15 protein-coding genes are annotated in these 15,857 nt (G+C 59.5%); 14 read left to right on the forward strand and 1 reads right to left on the reverse strand.

Annotated elements, in window-relative coordinates:
- Nucleotides 1-102: 102 nt before the first annotated feature.
- The 12 genes from CWM53_RS08615 to trpS all read left to right on the forward strand — a co-directional run bounded on the left by CWM53_RS08615 (nt 103) and on the right by trpS (nt 11,797).
- Nucleotides 103-381, forward strand: a complete 279-nt coding sequence (locus CWM53_RS08615) for a BMC domain-containing protein (RefSeq protein ID WP_004146125.1) — start codon at nt 103-105, stop codon at nt 379-381.
- A 53-nt stretch (nt 382-434) separates the two neighbouring features.
- Nucleotides 435-2,036 (forward strand): acetaldehyde dehydrogenase (acetylating), encoded by a 1,602-nt coding sequence (locus tag CWM53_RS08620; RefSeq protein ID WP_074387178.1) that lies wholly within the window; start codon nt 435-437, stop codon nt 2,034-2,036.
- Nucleotides 2,037-2,060: 24 nt separating this feature from the next.
- On the forward strand, nt 2,061-2,318 hold the full coding sequence (locus tag CWM53_RS08625; protein WP_004146127.1) for a EutN/CcmL family microcompartment protein: 258 nt from the start codon (nt 2,061-2,063) through the stop codon (nt 2,316-2,318).
- Between the two features lie 17 nt (nt 2,319-2,335).
- Nucleotides 2,336-3,517: a 1-propanol dehydrogenase PduQ gene (locus CWM53_RS08630; RefSeq protein WP_100750755.1), complete on the forward strand. Its 1,182-nt coding sequence runs from the start codon at nt 2,336-2,338 to the stop codon at nt 3,515-3,517.
- Between the two features lie 133 nt (nt 3,518-3,650).
- Nucleotides 3,651-7,037 (forward strand): choline trimethylamine-lyase, encoded by a 3,387-nt coding sequence (gene cutC / locus CWM53_RS08635; protein WP_100730527.1) that lies wholly within the window; start codon nt 3,651-3,653, stop codon nt 7,035-7,037.
- An 85-nt stretch (nt 7,038-7,122) separates the two neighbouring features.
- On the forward strand, nt 7,123-8,070 hold the full coding sequence (cutD, locus tag CWM53_RS08640; RefSeq protein ID WP_074387181.1) for a choline TMA-lyase-activating enzyme: 948 nt from the start codon (nt 7,123-7,125) through the stop codon (nt 8,068-8,070).
- Between the two features lie 12 nt (nt 8,071-8,082).
- Nucleotides 8,083-8,496: a BMC domain-containing protein gene (locus CWM53_RS08645; protein ID WP_074387182.1), complete on the forward strand. Its 414-nt coding sequence runs from the start codon at nt 8,083-8,085 to the stop codon at nt 8,494-8,496.
- Nucleotides 8,496-9,116, forward strand: coding sequence for a phosphate propanoyltransferase (locus tag CWM53_RS08650; RefSeq protein ID WP_074387183.1), 621 nt, complete (start codon nt 8,496-8,498; stop codon nt 9,114-9,116). The genes CWM53_RS08645 and CWM53_RS08650 overlap by 1 nt, the downstream gene beginning before the upstream one ends.
- 12 nt (nt 9,117-9,128) lie before the next feature.
- Nucleotides 9,129-9,797, forward strand: coding sequence for a hypothetical protein (locus CWM53_RS08655; protein ID WP_100632242.1), 669 nt, complete (start codon nt 9,129-9,131; stop codon nt 9,795-9,797).
- A 31-nt stretch (nt 9,798-9,828) separates the two neighbouring features.
- Nucleotides 9,829-10,242 (forward strand): DMT family transporter, encoded by a 414-nt coding sequence (locus tag CWM53_RS08660; protein ID WP_100632243.1) that lies wholly within the window; start codon nt 9,829-9,831, stop codon nt 10,240-10,242.
- A gap of 17 nt (nt 10,243-10,259) precedes the next feature.
- The gene (locus CWM53_RS08665) at nt 10,260-10,589 is read left to right on the forward strand and encodes a DMT family transporter (protein ID WP_004204123.1); all 330 of its coding nucleotides are present in this window, start codon (nt 10,260-10,262) and stop codon (nt 10,587-10,589) included.
- Between the two features lie 200 nt (nt 10,590-10,789).
- Nucleotides 10,790-11,797, forward strand: coding sequence for a tryptophan--tRNA ligase (gene trpS, locus CWM53_RS08670; protein WP_100750756.1), 1,008 nt, complete (start codon nt 10,790-10,792; stop codon nt 11,795-11,797).
- Between the two features lie 48 nt (nt 11,798-11,845).
- Here the strand turns inward: trpS and CWM53_RS08675 are convergent, their stop codons facing one another.
- Nucleotides 11,846-13,240, reverse strand: coding sequence for a diguanylate cyclase (locus tag CWM53_RS08675; protein ID WP_074387187.1), 1,395 nt, complete (start codon nt 13,238-13,240; stop codon nt 11,846-11,848).
- 404 nt (nt 13,241-13,644) lie between these two features.
- On the opposite strand from CWM53_RS08675, the gene CWM53_RS08680 reads away from it, so the two are divergent.
- Nucleotides 13,645-14,712 (forward strand): HlyD family secretion protein, encoded by a 1,068-nt coding sequence (locus tag CWM53_RS08680; RefSeq protein WP_074387188.1) that lies wholly within the window; start codon nt 13,645-13,647, stop codon nt 14,710-14,712.
- Nucleotides 14,709-15,857, forward strand: a 1,149-nt coding sequence (locus CWM53_RS08685; RefSeq protein ID WP_133124341.1) for an ATP-binding cassette domain-containing protein, incomplete at its 3' end; no start/stop codon positions are given. The genes CWM53_RS08680 and CWM53_RS08685, both read left to right, overlap by 4 nt.

Consider the following 15,857-nt stretch of genomic DNA (forward strand, 5'->3'; position numbering starts at 1 on the left):
CGCATCGGCGAAGTGGTGACCTCGCTGGTCATCGCGCGTCCGCATAACGACATCAACAAAATCGTCTCGCATTACAAGATTGCGGACTAACGGAGAAACCTGATGAAAGAAGCGCTTGGTCTTATCGAAACCAAAGGTCTGGTGGCCTGTATTGAAGCCGCGGACGCGATGTGTAAAGCCGCCAACGTCGAGCTGATTGGCTATGAAAACGTCGGTTCCGGCCTCGTCACCGCGATGGTGAAAGGCGACGTCGGCGCGGTCAACGCAGCGGTCGACTCCGGCGTGGAAGCGGCGAAACGCATCGGCGAAGTCGTCAGCTCTCGCGTCATTGCGCGTCCACATAACGACATCGAAAAAATCGCGGCGCAGCACAAAGCATGACCTGACAGGGCGCGCCCCGTCCCCACTCTTTTCGTCTGATGAAGGATAGACTCATGATTGAACTGGATAACGATTTGCAGTCCCGCCAGAACGCGCGGGAACTGGTGCGCAACGCCAAAAAGGCGCAGGCGATGCTGGCCACCTTTTCGCAGCAGCAAATCGACGCCATCGTGAAAAACGTGGCCCAGGAAGCAGCGCACCACGCCGAAGCGCTGGCGAAAATGGCCGCGGAAGAGACTGGTTTTGGCAACTGGCAGGACAAAGTGCTGAAAAACCGCTTCGCCTCGCTGCGCGTCTACGACGCCATCAAAGATATGAAGACCGTTGGCATCATTCATGACGACCCGGTAAAAAAAGTGATGGACGTGGGCGTGCCGCTGGGCGTGATTTGCGCACTGGTCCCCTCAACGAACCCAACCTCCACGGTTATCTACAAAGCGCTGATCGCCCTCAAGGCCGGCAACGCCATTATCTTCTCCCCGCATCCGGGCGCGCGTCAGTGTAGCTGGAAGGCGATTGAAATCGTCAAACGCGCGGCGGAAGCAGCCGGCGCGCCGGCGGGCAGCGTCGACGGCATCACCCAGTTGACGCTCGAAGCCACCTCTGAGCTGATGCACAGCAAAGACGTGTCGCTGATCCTCGCCACCGGCGGCGAAGGCATGGTGCGTGCGGCCTATGCGTCCGGCACCCCAACCATCAGCGGCGGCCCGGGCAACGGCCCGGCGTTTATCGAACGCAGCGCCGATATCCATCACGCGGTGAAAGATATCATCACCAGCAAAACCTTCGATAATGGGGTGATCTGCGCCTCCGAGCAGTCGATCATCGTCGAAGGCTGCATTTACGACGAGGTTCACCGCGAGCTGGAAGCGCAGGGTGCCTACTTCATGAATGAAGATGAAGCGGCGAAAATGGCGGCGCTGCTGCTGCGCCCGAACGGCACCATCAACCCGAAAGTGGTCGGCAAAACCGCGCTGTACCTCAGCCAGATGGCGGGCTTCTGTGTTCCGGCCAGCACCAAAGTGCTGATCGCCGAACAGACCACCGTGTCGCCGAAAAACCCCTACTCGCGTGAAAAACTGTGCCCGGTGCTCGGCCTGTACGTGGCAGAGGACTGGAAAGCCGCCTGCCACCGCGTGGTGGAGCTGCTGACCAACGAAGGACTCGGCCATACGCTGGTGATCCACACCCGTAATCAGGACGTCATCCGCCAGTTCAGCCTCGAAAAACCGGTCAACCGCATTCTGATTAATACTCCGGCGGCGCTCGGCGGTATCGGCGCGACCACCAACATCTCTCCGGCGCTGACCCTCGGCTGCGGCGCGGTCGGCGGCGGCTCCAGCTCCGACAACGTCGGCCCGATGAATCTGCTCAATATCCGCAAAGTCGGCTATGGCGTGCGTTCGATTGACGAGCTGCGCGCGCCGGGCAGCCGCCCTGAACCACAGCCGACCATCGTCACTCCGGCGAGCGATCCGCAGCGCAGCATTCTTGATGACGCGCGTTTCAACGCCCCGGCCAGCGCCGCGCCAGCGCGCTCTGCAGGCAGCGATGACCGTTTTGCCAGCGCAGGCGCCGCCAGCATGGAAGGCGAAATCAACGAGCAAAACGTGGAACGCGTTATCCGCCAGGTGCTGGAGCGCCTTGCTAAGTAACGCACTGATATAAGGCGATAAACGATGATTCTCGCAAAGGTAACCGGCCATGTCGTCGCCACGCAGAAATGCGATGAGCTACGCGGCAGCAACCTGCTGTTGGTCACCCGACTGGATGACAATCAGCAGCCGATGAAGGACCAGACCTGGGTCGCCGTCGATAACGTCGGCGCCGGCATGCACGACATCGTGCTGGCGGAAGAGTACTTCGCGCTCAATAAAGAGCGCTACAAAGCGATGTCGGTGGTCGCCATTGTCGAGAACGTGTTTCGGGACGCCTAACAGGAGTGAGTAGCCCAATGAGTGAATTTTTACTGAAACCGCGGATTTGCTTCGGTCAGGACGCCCTCTCGGTGTTGAACGAACTCTCCGCCCGCAGCGTGCTGCTGGTGACCGATAAAGCGATGGTCAAGTTTGGCCTCGCCGAGCGCGTCACCGCCCTGCTGCGCCAGCGCGGGATCGCCTGGCAGATGTGGGATGACGTGGTGGCGGATCCGGATATCGCTACCGTGGTGCGCGGCATGAAGTTAATGGATAGCCACTATCCGGATCTGGTTATCGCGCTCGGCGGCGGTTCGGTCATCGATGCCGCCAAAGCGGTTATTTTCTCCCTGGCGCAAACCCGTCCGCAGACTGATCGCCCGCGTCCATGCTTTGTCGCCATCCCAACCACCAGCGGCACCGGTTCGGAAGTCACCGCCTTTTCGGTGGTGAAAGCCAACGCGGAGAAGCTGGTGCTGGTGGACGCGTCATTGCTGCCGGATATCGCCATTCTTGACCCGGCGCTGGTGGCTTCAGTGCCGCCGGCGATTACCGCCGACACCGGCATGGACGTGCTGTGTCACGCCCTTGAAGCCTACGTCTCCCGCGCCGCCAGCGACTTTTCCGACGCGCTGGCGGAGAAAGTGGTGCAGCAGGTGTTCCGCTACCTGCCGCCCTGCTGGCGCAGCGGCGACAACCTGCAGGCGCGCGAAAAGATGCATAACGCCTCCTGCATGGCGGGGATGGCCTTCACCAACGCGTCGCTGGGGATAACCCACAGCCTGGCCCACGCCCTCGGCGGCGTCTTCCGCGTGCCCCATGGCCGCGCCAACGCCCTGCTGATGGCGCACGTCGTCGCCTGGAACGCCGATTTCCACGGCCAGTGCGACACCCTCGCGGCAACGAAATATGCCCGGCTGGCGCATCTGCTGGATCTGCCTGCCGCCTCGCCACGCCAGGGCGTCGCCAGCCTGCTGGTCGCCATTCAGGCGTTAAAAGACGAACTAAGCATGCCCTCCGGCATCAGCGAAACCGGCATCGAGGCGGCTGAATTCGACCGCCGTTTGCCGGAGATGGTCGGCCAGGCGCTGCGCGACAGCTGTACCCCGACCAACCCACGCGCGCCAGACGCTAACGCGTTAACCGAACTTTATCGCCAGGCGTGGTCCGGTTGCCCGGAATCACCCGGCGGCGCTCCGCTTGCACGGGCCTACGGGTAACAGATAACCGGGTGATCGCTGAATTATTTGTAGGCCGGGTAAGGCGTCAGCCGCCACCCGGCAGGAATACGGACACTGTATCCACAACCGGGTTGTCATCAGCCGCGGAAAAAGAACATCTGGAGAATACTTCATGGCACACTACAACTTAACGCCGCGCGTAAAAGTGCTGGCAGACCGTTTACTCGCCCAGAAAAGCACTCTGTGCACCGAACATGCCACCACACTGAACGCTCTTGATGGCGACATCGCGGGCGTTCCCGCCGCCGTTAAACCGGCGCGCCGCTTCTATGAACTGATGCGCCAGCTGCCGCTGACCATCAGCGCCGACGAGCTGATCGTCGGCAACCAGACCCGTAAACCGCACGGGGCGATTTTCCATGACGAAAACGCGACCCGTCGTCCATCGGTTTTCCAGTTCCTCAACCTCAATAGCGAGCTGGACTCGCCGGATTACAAACTGGTGGTCGAAAAAGGCGTGCTGGCGATTAAGCACCAGTTAGAAGAGAAAACCCGCGCCCTCGGTAGCGCGGTCAGCCGCAGCGGTATGGATGAAGTCAACGGCTGTCGCGCCGCCATCTACGCCTGCGACGCCCTGCTGGCGCTGGCGCAAAATCTGGCCAACAGCGCCGAACAGCTGGCGGCCGCGGAAACCAATGCTTATCGCAAAGCCGAGCTGCTCGATAGCGCGGCCATTCTGCACCACGTTCCGGCCCATCCGGCGCGTAATTTCAAAGAAGCCTGCCAGGCATTCTATCTGTTCCAGCTGGCGCTACAGCTGGACAACGGCAGCTATGCGGTTAACCCGCAAGGGGCGGATATCGCGCTGCTGCCTTATTATCAGCGCGATATCAACAGCGGCGCGCTGAATACCCAGCAGGCGTATGAGATCGTGGAGTGCCTGTGGTTCAAGCTGGCGGAGCTGAGCGAAGTCCGCGCCGCCTGCGCCATTGACGGCTATCCGATGCTTGACGCCATGCTGCGCGGCGCCGCTTTTGATAACGCCGAAGTGAACGAACTCTCGGCGATGTTTATCAGCGCCCAGCGCAACCTCAGCGCGCTGAATCTGCCGGTGCGTCTGTTTAGCGGCGTACAGCCGGTTAACCACGCGCCGTTCGCCGCCTGCGCCGACACGCCGGCGATGGAAGGCTTAACCCCGCGTATGCAGCGCCTGCGTAATCACTACCTGACGGTACGCCCGAGCGTCTCTATCTATCGCGCGCTGGCCTTTACCGAAGTGGTCAAAGCCAACCCTGGCATGCCGACCATTCTGCTGCGGGCAAAAGCCTTCCGCCACGCCTGCGAAACCGCGCCGATTCTGATTCAGGACGATGAGCTGATCGTCGGCCATCCGTGCGGCAAGCCGCGCGCGGGCGCCTTCTCGCCGGATATCGCCTGGCGCTGGGTGCGCGACGAGCTCGACACCATGAGTACCCGTCCGCAGGATCCGTTTGAGATCAGCGAAGCGGATAAAAAAACCATTCGCGAAGAGATCGTCCCGTTCTGGGAAGGCCGTTCGCTGGATGAGATTTGCGAAGCGCAATACCGTGAGGCCGGCGTCTGGGCCTTCAGCGGCGAGACTTTCGTCAGCGATCTCTCCTATCACCAGATTAACGGCGGCGGCGATACCTGCCCGGGCTACGACGTGCTGCTGTTCACCAAAGGGATGAATGGGATTAAAGCCGATGCCGAAGCGCATCTGGCCAACCTGAGCATGGAAAACCCGGAAGATATCGATCGCATCTACTACTACAAAGCGGCAATCGAAACCTGTGAAGGGGTGGTCAACTATGCCCGCCGTATCGCCGACCGCGCCCGCGAACTGGCGGCTAAAGAGCAAAACGCCCAGCGTCGCGCCGAGCTGCTGACCATCGCCGAAGTGAACGAAAACGTGCCGGCCAATCCGCCGAAGACCCTGCAGGAAGCGCTGCAGAGCATCTGGACCGTCGAATCACTGTTTGAAATCGAAGAGAACCAGACCGGGCTGTCGCTGGGCCGCGTCGACCAGTACTGCTACCCGATGTTCGAAGCCGATATCCGCGAAGGCCGCCTGACCCACGAGACCGCGCTGGAGCTGCTGCAGGCATTCATCATCAAATGTGCCGAACTGATGTGGATGTCGAGCGAGCTGGGCGCGAAATATTTCGCGGGTTATCAGCCGTTTATCAACCTCACCGTTGGCGGCCAGAAACGCAGCGGCGGCGACGCCTGTAACGATCTGACCTACCTGATTATGGACGCGGTGCGCTTCGTGAAGGTGTACCAGCCGTCGCTGGCCTGCCGTATCCACAACCAGTCGCCGCAGAAGTACATGGAAAAAATCGTCGACGTGGTGAAAGCGGGAATGGGCTTCCCGGCCTGCCACTTCGATGATTCCCACATCAAGATGATGCTGCGCAAGGGCTTCGATTTTGAAGACGCCCGCGACTACTGCCTGATGGGCTGCGTTGAGCCGCAGAAATCCGGGCGCATCTACCAGTGGACCTCTACCGGCTACACCCAGTGGCCTATCGCGATTGAATTCGTGCTTAATCGCGGACGGATGGTGCTGTTCGACAGCTATCAGGGGCTGGATACCGGCGACCTGCGCGACCTGCGCACCTTCGAAGCATTCGACGCGGCGGTAAAACAGCAGATTGCCCATATCGTGCGCCTGTCGGCCATCGGTACCGTCATCAGCCAGCGCGTTCACCGCGACGTGGCGCCGAAGCCGCTGATGTCGCTGCTGGTCGAAGGCTGTATGGAAAGCGGTAAAGACGTCGCCGCCGGCGGGGCGATGGTCAACCACGGGCCGGGGCTGATTTTCTCCGGCCTGGCGACCTACGTCGACTCGATGGCGGCGATCCGCAAGCTGGTGTTCGAAGAGAAGAAATACACCCTTGAGCAGATCCGCGATGCGCTGCTGGCCAACTTTGAAGGTTACGAAGCGCTGCGCCGCGACTGCCTGAACGCGCCGAAATACGGTAACGACGATAACTACGTCGACCAGTACGCGCTGGATATTACCGAATGGACCGAGAAAGAGTGCCGTAAATACAAAATGCTCTACTCGACCCTGAGCCACGGCACCCTGTCTATCTCCAACAATACGCCAATCGGCGAGCTGACCAACGCCACGCCTAACGGCCGCCTGGCGTGGATGCCGCTCTCCGACGGCATCAGCCCGACTCAGGGCGCGGATAAACAAGGCCCGACGGCGATTATCAAGTCGGTCAGCAAGATGAACGTGGAAACCATGAACATCGGCATGGTGCACAACTTCAAGTTCCTCAAAGGGCTGCTGGATACCCCTGAAGGTCGCCACGGCTTGATTACACTGCTGCGTACCGCCTCGATTCTCGGCAACGGCCAGATGCAGTTCAGCTACGTCGATAACGAAGTACTGAAGAAGGCGCAGCAGGAGCCGGAGAAATACCGCGACCTGATCGTTCGCGTCGCCGGCTACAGCGCCTACTTCGTTGAGCTGTGCAAAGAGGTCCAGGACGAGATCATCAGCCGTACGGTGATTGAGGAGTTCTAGTTCTCTTAAAGAGAATTAAATGAGCTGTATTTGAGAAATAACCGGAAGTTCTCCGTCCCGTAACGGGACGGAGCGGGAGGCAAGCGTGATCGCAAAACAAGAATTAACGGGCCGAATTTTCAATATCCAGAAATATTCGATCTATGACGGCGATGGCATTCGCACGCTGGTGTTTTTTAAGGGCTGCAACATTCGCTGCCCGTGGTGCGCCAACCCGGAAGGGCTGAGCAGCCAGTTCCAGGTGATGTTCTCGCACGACAAATGCATTAACTGCGGCGACTGCGTCAGCGTCTGTCCGGCGGGTATCCATTATCGGGCGGAAGAAAACGGCGAAATGAAGCACTTCGTCGACCGCAACAAAGACTGCATCGGCTGTCGCAAATGCGAAGAGATTTGCACCCAGAACGCGCTGGACATTATGGGCAAGGACGTCACCGTCAGCGAGCTGATGGAGATCATCATGCAGGACTACGACTTCTACATCTCCTCCGGCGGCGGCGTGACCATCGGCGGCGGCGAGATGAGTCTGCAGACCGATTTTGCCGTCGCCTTATTTAGCGAATGCAAAAAAATGATGATTAACACCGCCGTCGAAACCCAGGGCACCACCCCGCTTGCCAACTACCAGAAGCTGGCGCCGGTCACCGACACCTTCTTGTTCGACCTTAAGCAGATTAACAGCGAACACCACAAAGCGATGCTCGGTATCGGCAACGAAGGGATCCGCCGCAATCTCGAATGGCTGGTGGATTCCGGCGCCAACGTCATTGTGCGTATGCCGCTCATTCGCGGCTACAACGACTCATTCGACGCCATTACCGGTGCCATTGATTACGTACAGAAGCTGGCGAAGCGCGGGAATATCCGCCGCATCGACATGCTGCCGTACCACCAGCTGGGACGCAAAAAGTACGAACGCCTGGATATGCCCTACCCGATTACCCAGGACCCGTCTTATTCGCCGGACGAACTGGACCGGCTGGAAACCTTCTTCCGGCAATTTGATTTTGATATTCGCTTAGTCCGCCATTAACAGGAGCCGACAATGAAAAGTTTAGGCGTAATTGAAACGCGAGGATGGGTCGCCGCCATTCAGGCCGTCGACGCCGCCTGTAAAGCCGCGGGAGTCACCTGCATTGGCTATCGCAAACCAGGCTCCGGGCTGGTGAGCGTCTGCTTTGAAGGGGAGATCAGCGCCATCCACACCGCCATTGAACGCGGCGTGGCGGTGGCAGGCGCCGAGCACACCGTGAAGTCATTGGTGATTGCCCGCCCGGAGCGCTGCGTGGTTGAAGCGTTAAGCAACCTCAAAGGCAACCCACCGCGCGCGAAGCAGCCCACCGCCCCAGCAGCTGTCGCTGTCGCCGCCGCGCCAGAAGCGATCGTTCCCTCCGCGCCGCAGGCCGCCCCGCAGGCAACGGAAGATAAAAACCCAACGCTGAAGAAAGGGAAGAAGTGATGATAGACACCCTGCTTCGCGAAAAAATCACCACCCGCCTGAGCGCAACGGCGCCGGCGATCCCGGTGGGGATCTCCAACCGCCACGTCCATCTCGCGCAACAGGACGTCGAGGCGCTATTCGGCAAAGGCTACAGCCTGACGCCGTTCAAACCGCTGCGCCAGCCGGGGCAGTTCGCCGCCCAGGAGTGCGTGACCGTTGTCGGGCCGAAAGGCTCGCTGACCAACGTCCGCGTCCTCGGGCCGACCCGCCCGGTATCGCAACTGGAAGTATCGCGCGCCGACTGTTTCACGCTGGGTATTAAGGCGCCAGTTCGTGAGTCCGGCCAGCTGGATAATGCCGGTAGCGCGCTGCTGATTGGGCCCGCAGGCCACGTTGAACTCCATTCGCAGGTGATCTGCGCCTGGCGGCATATTCATATGTCGCCGCAGGACGCGCGCCAGCTCAACGTTAGCAATGGCCAGAAGGTCAGCGTGCGCAGCAACGGCGAACGCCAGCTGACCTTCGATGAAGTGGTGGTGCGGGTGCGCGATGACTTCGCACTTGAGTTCCATATCGATACCGAAGAAGCCAATGCCGCCGGGTTGAAAAACGGCGCGCAGGTGACGCTCATCGGCTAACGGAGGCTCGCTATGACCGACGAACAGATGGAAGGTATAGTCGCGCGAATTTTACAGCGCCTGCGGCCGCCGGTACTGGTGATGGTGACCGCCGCTGACGGCTACCGCGCGGCAATCCGCCAACGCCTGGCGGGCTGCGGCTACCCGCTGCGTATCGCCCTTGAAGAGGGCCTCGCCGATGCCGATGCGTGGCAAGCGACGGGCGAAATTCTCGCTCCGTCAGCGTGGCAGGATGCCCTGCCGTCAGCGCCGTGGCGGGCGGTGTTGCTACCGTTTCTCGATTATACGCTGGCCTCGGATCTGCTGAACGGCACGCTGCGCAGTCCGCTCGCCCGCTGCGCGCACGAGGCGCTGCTGACGGGTATTCCAGTGCTGGCGCTGCGCTACCACTGCGATCCGCTCAGCGAACTCAACCAGTTGCGCGGGGCGCAGGCCGACAGCGCCTATACCGGACACCTGCAGGCCACGCTGACTCGTCTGGAAGCCTGCGGCGTCTTCCTCGGCACCATGAATGAGCTGCTGGCGAAGCTGGACGCACCCACCGCGCCTGCCACCGCCAACAGCGAACCGCGCCGTTATCTCACCGTCACAGACGTGGTGAATAATCCAGCGTTGGCAGCGACTCCGCACGCGCAGCTGACCGATGCGGCCATTGATTACTTAAAAAACAGAAAGATATGACCTTACCCAACGATAAACCTGGAGCTTAACGATGTCTTCGAAAACAAAATGCTGGTTATGGATGTTGCTGGTTATCCTCTCCGAAACCTCGGCAACCTCGACGTTAAAAATGTTCGGTAGCAGCGAAGGCAGCACCAAAATGCTGCTGCTCGGGCTGCTGATTGCGCTCTACTGCACCTGTTATTACTCGTTGTCGCGGGCGGTGAAAGATATTCCGGTCGGTCTGGCATACGCCACCTGGTCCGGCACCGGCATCCTGGTGGTCTCGACGCTGGGAATGGCGTTTTACGGCCAGCACCCGGATACCGCCGCCATCATCGGCATGGCAGTGATCGCCAGCGGCATCGTTATCATGAACCTGTTCTCGAAAATGGGTTCGGAAGAGAGCGAAGAGGCCACCCCCGTCACGCCAGTCGCCTCCATGGATAAGAAAATCGCCAACTAACAGGAAAGGAACACCCTATGTTTAATCTCGGATTTTTATGGCTGGCGCTGTCTATCGGCTCCGAAATCACCGGCACCTCGATGATCAAAAAAACCAACGGCTTCAGCAAACTGGCCCCTTCAGTGCTGGTGGTCTGCGCCTACGGCCTGTGCTACTTCGCCCTCACCCGCGCGATGAGCACTATTCCGGTGGGCGTGGCCTACTCGCTGTGGTGCGGCTTCGGTATCGTCGGTGTGACGATCTGCTCCATGATCCTCTATAAGCAGAAACCGGACCTGGCGGCCATCATCGCCATGGCGCTGATTATCTCCGGCGGCGTGATCATGAACGTCTTCTCGACCATGTAATACGAGGCGGGTTTACCCCGCCGTGATTTCGTGGCAGGATAAAAAGATGAACAGAAACGTTATCGTTACTTACCCCCGTCATTGGTGGCTGCCTGCATAACAGGCGGCACGATACACGTTTCCATTTTCAAAGCCGCCGGAAGGCGGCTTTGTTATTTCCAGGACGTCTTTCGGCTGAACAGTCTGATAAGGAGTCCCTGATGAACCATCCACAAACCATCCTCACCGGCGACCGCCCGACCGGCCAACTACATCTTGGCCACTACGTCGGCTCGCTGCGCCAGCGCGTCGCGCTGCAGCACGACCACCAGCAATTTATCCTGATCGCCGACCTGCAAGGGCTCACCGATAACGGCAGCAACCCACAAAAAATCAGCCACCATATCCTCGAAGTCATGGCCGATTATCTGGCCGTCGGCATCGACCCCAGGCTCACCACTATTTGCCTGCAGTCCGCTCTGCCGGCGCTGGCGGAGCTCAGCGCGCTGTATATGAATATCGTCACCGTCGCCCGCGTAGAGCGTAACCCAACGGTCAAAAATGAAATTGCCCAGAAGGGATTCGCCCGCTCGCTGCCGGTGGGCTTTCTCGCCTATCCGATTAGCCAGGCCGCCGATATCACCGCCTTCAAAGCCGAGCTGGTGCCGGTGGGCGACGATCAGCTACCGATGATTGAGCAGACCAACGAGATCGTCCACAAAATGAATAGCCTGACCGGCGAACCGGTGCTGCGCCACTGCAAAGCGTTACTCAGCGAAGTGGGCCGCCTGCCGGGCGTCGACGGTAACGCCAAAATGTCGAAATCGCTGGGCAATACGCTGACGTTATCGGCCAGTGAAGAGGAGATCCACCGCGCGGTCAGCGCGATGTATACCGATTCGACGCACCTGAGAGTCAGCGATCCGGGGCATGTCGACGGCAACGTGGTGTTCACCTATCTCGACGCTTTCCATAGCGATAAGGCGCTGGTTGCTGAGATGAAAGCCCACTATCAGCGTGGTGGGCTGGGCGATCGCCAGTGTAAGAATGAACTGGAAACCTGCCTGCAGGCGCTACTGGCGCCAATCCGCGAACGCCGGGCCACTTACAGTCAGGATAAAGGAATGCTGCTGGAGTTGTTGCGTCAGGGCAGCGAACGCGCCCACCAGCTCACGCAGCAGACGCTGCATGAAGTGAAGCGCGGGCTGGGGCTGCCGGTGCTGTTCTGAGCTTCAGATCCTTTCCCCGGTCGCGCGACGCTTACCGGGGCTACGGTTTCATCCCCCACCTTTGTGCATCTTCACGCAGTTGCGCCCATCGCGCTTGGCGGCATACAGCGCGTTATCGGCGTCGCGCAGCAGCAGGTTGTAATCGGGGTGCCCCGTGTGGACGGCAAAGCCAATGCTGGCGGTAATCAGGATCTGCGTGTCGCCGCCAACGTTAAACGCCAGTTGGCCAATCTTTTTACGCAGACGTTCAAGGAGAGGGGAAGCCTCTGCCGCACGGGTCTCCACCAGCACCAGCAGAAACTCCTCACCGCCGTAGCGGAAGAGATAGTCGCTGGAGCGAATATTATCGCTGAGCAGATCGGCTACGTGCTTAATGGCGCGGTCGCCGACCATATGGCCCCATTTGTCATTGATCTCTTTAAAGAAATCAATATCGATAATTGCCACCGTCAGCGGCAGGTCATACTCAATCGCCAGGGTGACTTCATGCTTGAGCACCACCGGCAGATAGCGACGGTTAAGCAGGCTGGTTAGCGCGTCTTTGCCGTTTTGCATCTGCGACAGACTACTGAACAATACCCCCAGTTGGCTGCTGATGTGCTGACAATGGATATGGATCCTTTGCAGCAGGCTCTGAGTATTTTTATAACCAGCATCCTGTTCCGCGGTCCGCCATTCGGTAATCAACGCATCCACCTGACCGATTAATTCAGTAATCTCCCCCATCTGCGGATTGTGGTTAAAATAGCGAACGCATTTATGGCGAAACCACAAACCAAATTCGGATTCAGATAATAACGTTGCGTTAAGGTCCGTCCTGTTCTCGCTGACGATATTAAAAATCGCACTATTTTCCCAACCCGAAAGCGATGCCTGCTGCTTGCCATACTCCATCGGGACGTTATCCATCAGGCTGTACAGACGAAAGGCTTCTTCATTTTTGGTAGCCCGATAATGCGACAGCGTATAGGCGTGACACATCATCTCCACTGCCATATTTATCGCCATGATCGCGTAATGGATAGCCGCTATCCCGGTATCCCGCTCCACCTGGCTGTCACGAATCGCCTCCACCAGCCCGGCTTTTATCTGCCGCGCGCCGCGCAGCACCGCCTCTGCCGGGATGCCAATCCGCGAATGAATGTTGCCGATCTGATACTGGCGCTCCGCGAGGGCCTGAAGCTCCTCTTTTTCACAGGTAAGGATCTGCTGCACCCATCCCGCCAGAGAGCGGCTCAGACGTTCCTCAACCAGCTCATAAGAGAGGTGCCTGGCGATATCCGGATCCTGAAAAATAAAATCGTAAAAGCGGGTCGCTAACATCGACGATCGCTCATCAGCCATTTTTTTAAGCAATGCACGGACGTCCGGCGTCAGGCTGTCATACAGCGGTAGCCATTCCTTAAAAATCACGGCGATATATTTTTGGCTTTCTTCATTCATGAAATTAAAGCACTCGTCGGATGTTTCTTAATGCCAGGAGCGGAATCATATCGTAGTTACCGGGGGGCAACCAGATAACAAAACGGACCAGCCTGTTTTCGCTGTTTTATCCTGACATTGGGGATTTCTGTTAACGCACCGACAAGACCACGTACTTCGTATGGACAACATCGCCACGAATGTTACTATCGCGATGACGATAGCTCTCACTATGCGTGTTTCATTAAGGCCTGGATCGCTGATGATGACCACATAAGTAGCACAGCGATCGGCGGCGCATCGACGCGGCGCCGCGCTGCGTCAGCGGCCTTTACCCCCACCTTTTCGTCCCTCGCAAGGAGGACGCTCCGCTCGGCGGAGGAAACACGCGCACCACTCAGCAAAGGGAATCAAGCGAGTCGCGTATGGACAAATTAAAGAAACGTTGGGCAGGGTATCTTGTCGGCTTACTGGTGGTGCTCGCCGCCGCCGCATGGTGGCTGCTGCGCCCGCCAGGCCTCCCGGACGGTTTTGCCAGCAGCAACGGCCGAATCGAAGCCACCGAAGTCGATATTGCCAGTAAAATCGCCGGGCGTATCGACACGATTTTGGTCAAAGAGGGCCAGTTTGTGCGTCAGGGAGAAGTCCTCGCGAGGATGGATACCCGCGTACTGAATGAGCAGCGTCTTGAAGCCGCCGCACAAATCAAGGAGGCGGAAAGCTCGGTGCTCGCCGCCAGAGCCTTGCTCGATCAGCGGCAGAGTGAAATGCGCGCCAGCGAAGCAGTCGTGAAGCAGCGCCAGGCGGAGCTGGACTCCTCGGCGAAACGCCATGTCCGCTCGAATGCCCTGTCGCAGCGAGGCGCCGTCTCCGCCCAGCAGCTGGATGACGACCGCGCGGCAGCAGAGAGCGCCCGCGCGGCGCTGGAATCGGCAAAAGCCCAGGTCTCTGCCGCCCGCGCCGCCATCGAAGCTGCCCGCACCAGCATTATTCAGGCGCAAACCCGCGTCGAAGCCGCCCAGGCGACCGAACGGCGGATCCTTGCCGATATTGACGATAGCGAGCTGAAAGCACCGCGTGATGGCCGCATTCAGTATCGCGTCGCTGAGCCAGGCGAAGTACTGGCCGCCGGTGGCCGGGTGCTGAACATGGTCGATCTCGCCGATGTCTACATGACCTTCTTTCTGCCAACCGAACAGGCTGGCCTGCTGGCGCTCGGCAGCGAAGCGCGCTTGATCCTTGATGCCGCGCCGGATCTGGTGATCCCGGCCAACATCAGCTTTGTCGCCAGCGTCGCCCAGTTCACGCCGAAAACGGTAGAAACCAGCGACGAGCGCCTTAAGCTGATGTTCCGCGTCAAAGCACGCATCCCGCCGGAGCTGCTGGCGCAGCATCTGGAATATGTCAAAACCGGCCTGCCCGGCATGGCTTACGTGCGGGTGGATAAACAACAACCCTGGCCTGAGGCGCTAACGGTGAGGTTGCCGCAATGAAACTGACGCCGCAGGATACCTCGCCCCCCGTCGCCCTGCTGGAAAACGTTGGCCAGCAGTATGGCGCCACCATCGCGCTGCGGGATATCAGCCTGGCGATCCCGGCACGGCGTATGGTTGGTCTGATTGGCCCGGACGGCGTCGGCAAATCGAGCCTGCTCTCGCTGATCGCCGGGGCGCGGGCCATTGAACAGGGTAACGTGATGGTGCTTGGCGGCGATATGCGTGATGTGCATCACCGCCGCGACGTGTGCCCGAAAATCGCGTGGATGCCACAGGGGCTGGGGAAAAACCTCTATCACACCCTCTCGGTGTATGAAAACGTCGACTTCTTCGCCCGCCTGTTCGGCCACGATAAAGCCGAGCGCGAACTGCGCATCAACGAGCTGCTGCAGAGCACCGGGCTGGCGCCGTTTCGCGATCGCCCCGCCGGTAAACTCTCCGGTGGGATGAAGCAAAAGCTCGGCCTGTGCTGCGCGCTGATCCACGACCCGCAGTTGCTGATCCTTGATGAACCGACCACCGGCGTCGACCCGCTTTCCCGAGCGCAGTTCTGGGAGCTTATCGACAGTATTCGCCAGCGCCAGCCGGAGATGAGCGTGCTGGTGGCGACCGCCTACATGGAAGAGGCCGAGCGCTTTGACTGGCTGGTGGCGATGAATGCCGGCGAGGTGCTGGCGACCGGCAGCGCCGCGGAGCTCAAAGCCCAGACCGGCAGCCAGACCCTGGAGCAAGCGTTTATCGCCCTGCTACCAGAAGCACAACGTCAGGCGCATAAGACGGTAGTTATCCCGCCGCGCGACAGCCGCGAGGAAGAGATCGCCATCGAAGCGCGCGGCCTGACCATGCGCTTCGGCAACTTTGTTGCCGTCGACCACGTTAACTTTCGCATCGCCCGCGGCGAAATCTTTGGCTTCCTTGGATCTAACGGCTGCGGCAAATCCACCACCATGAAGATGCTCACCGGCCTGCTGCCCGCCAGCGAAGGTGAAGCCTGGCTGTTCGGCCAGCCGGTCGACCCGAAGGATATCGCCACCCGCCAGCGGGTCGGTTACATGTCACAGGCCTTCTCGCTTTACAGCGAACTGAGCGTTCGGCAAAACCTCGAGCTGCACGCCCGCCTGTTTCATATCCCGGACGACGAA

This window comes from Klebsiella sp. A-Nf5 (genome assembly GCF_002810545.1).
GTDB lineage: Bacteria > Pseudomonadota > Gammaproteobacteria > Enterobacterales > Enterobacteriaceae > Klebsiella > Klebsiella variicola.

Coding starts and splice junctions, on each gene's coding strand:
- CWM53_RS08645 (WP_074387182.1), top strand. CDS start 8,083: ATGAAAAGTTTAGGCGTAATTGAAACGCGAGGATGGGTCGCCGCCATT.
- CWM53_RS08655 (WP_100632242.1), top strand. CDS start 9,129: ATGACCGACGAACAGATGGAAGGTATAGTCGCGCGAATTTTACAGCGC.
- CWM53_RS08650 (WP_074387183.1), top strand. CDS start 8,496: ATGATAGACACCCTGCTTCGCGAAAAAATCACCACCCGCCTGAGCGCA.
- CWM53_RS08665 (WP_004204123.1), top strand. CDS start 10,260: ATGTTTAATCTCGGATTTTTATGGCTGGCGCTGTCTATCGGCTCCGAA.
- CWM53_RS08660 (WP_100632243.1), top strand. CDS start 9,829: ATGTCTTCGAAAACAAAATGCTGGTTATGGATGTTGCTGGTTATCCTC.
- cutC (WP_100730527.1), top strand. CDS start 3,651: ATGGCACACTACAACTTAACGCCGCGCGTAAAAGTGCTGGCAGACCGT.
- CWM53_RS08620 (WP_074387178.1), top strand. CDS start 435: ATGATTGAACTGGATAACGATTTGCAGTCCCGCCAGAACGCGCGGGAA.
- CWM53_RS08625 (WP_004146127.1), top strand. CDS start 2,061: ATGATTCTCGCAAAGGTAACCGGCCATGTCGTCGCCACGCAGAAATGC.
- CWM53_RS08630 (WP_100750755.1), top strand. CDS start 2,336: ATGAGTGAATTTTTACTGAAACCGCGGATTTGCTTCGGTCAGGACGCC.
- CWM53_RS08615 (WP_004146125.1), top strand. CDS start 103: ATGAAAGAAGCGCTTGGTCTTATCGAAACCAAAGGTCTGGTGGCCTGT.
- CWM53_RS08680 (WP_074387188.1), top strand. CDS start 13,645: ATGGACAAATTAAAGAAACGTTGGGCAGGGTATCTTGTCGGCTTACTG.
- CWM53_RS08675 (WP_074387187.1), bottom strand. CDS start 13,240: ATGAATGAAGAAAGCCAAAAATATATCGCCGTGATTTTTAAGGAATGG.
- trpS (WP_100750756.1), top strand. CDS start 10,790: ATGAACCATCCACAAACCATCCTCACCGGCGACCGCCCGACCGGCCAA.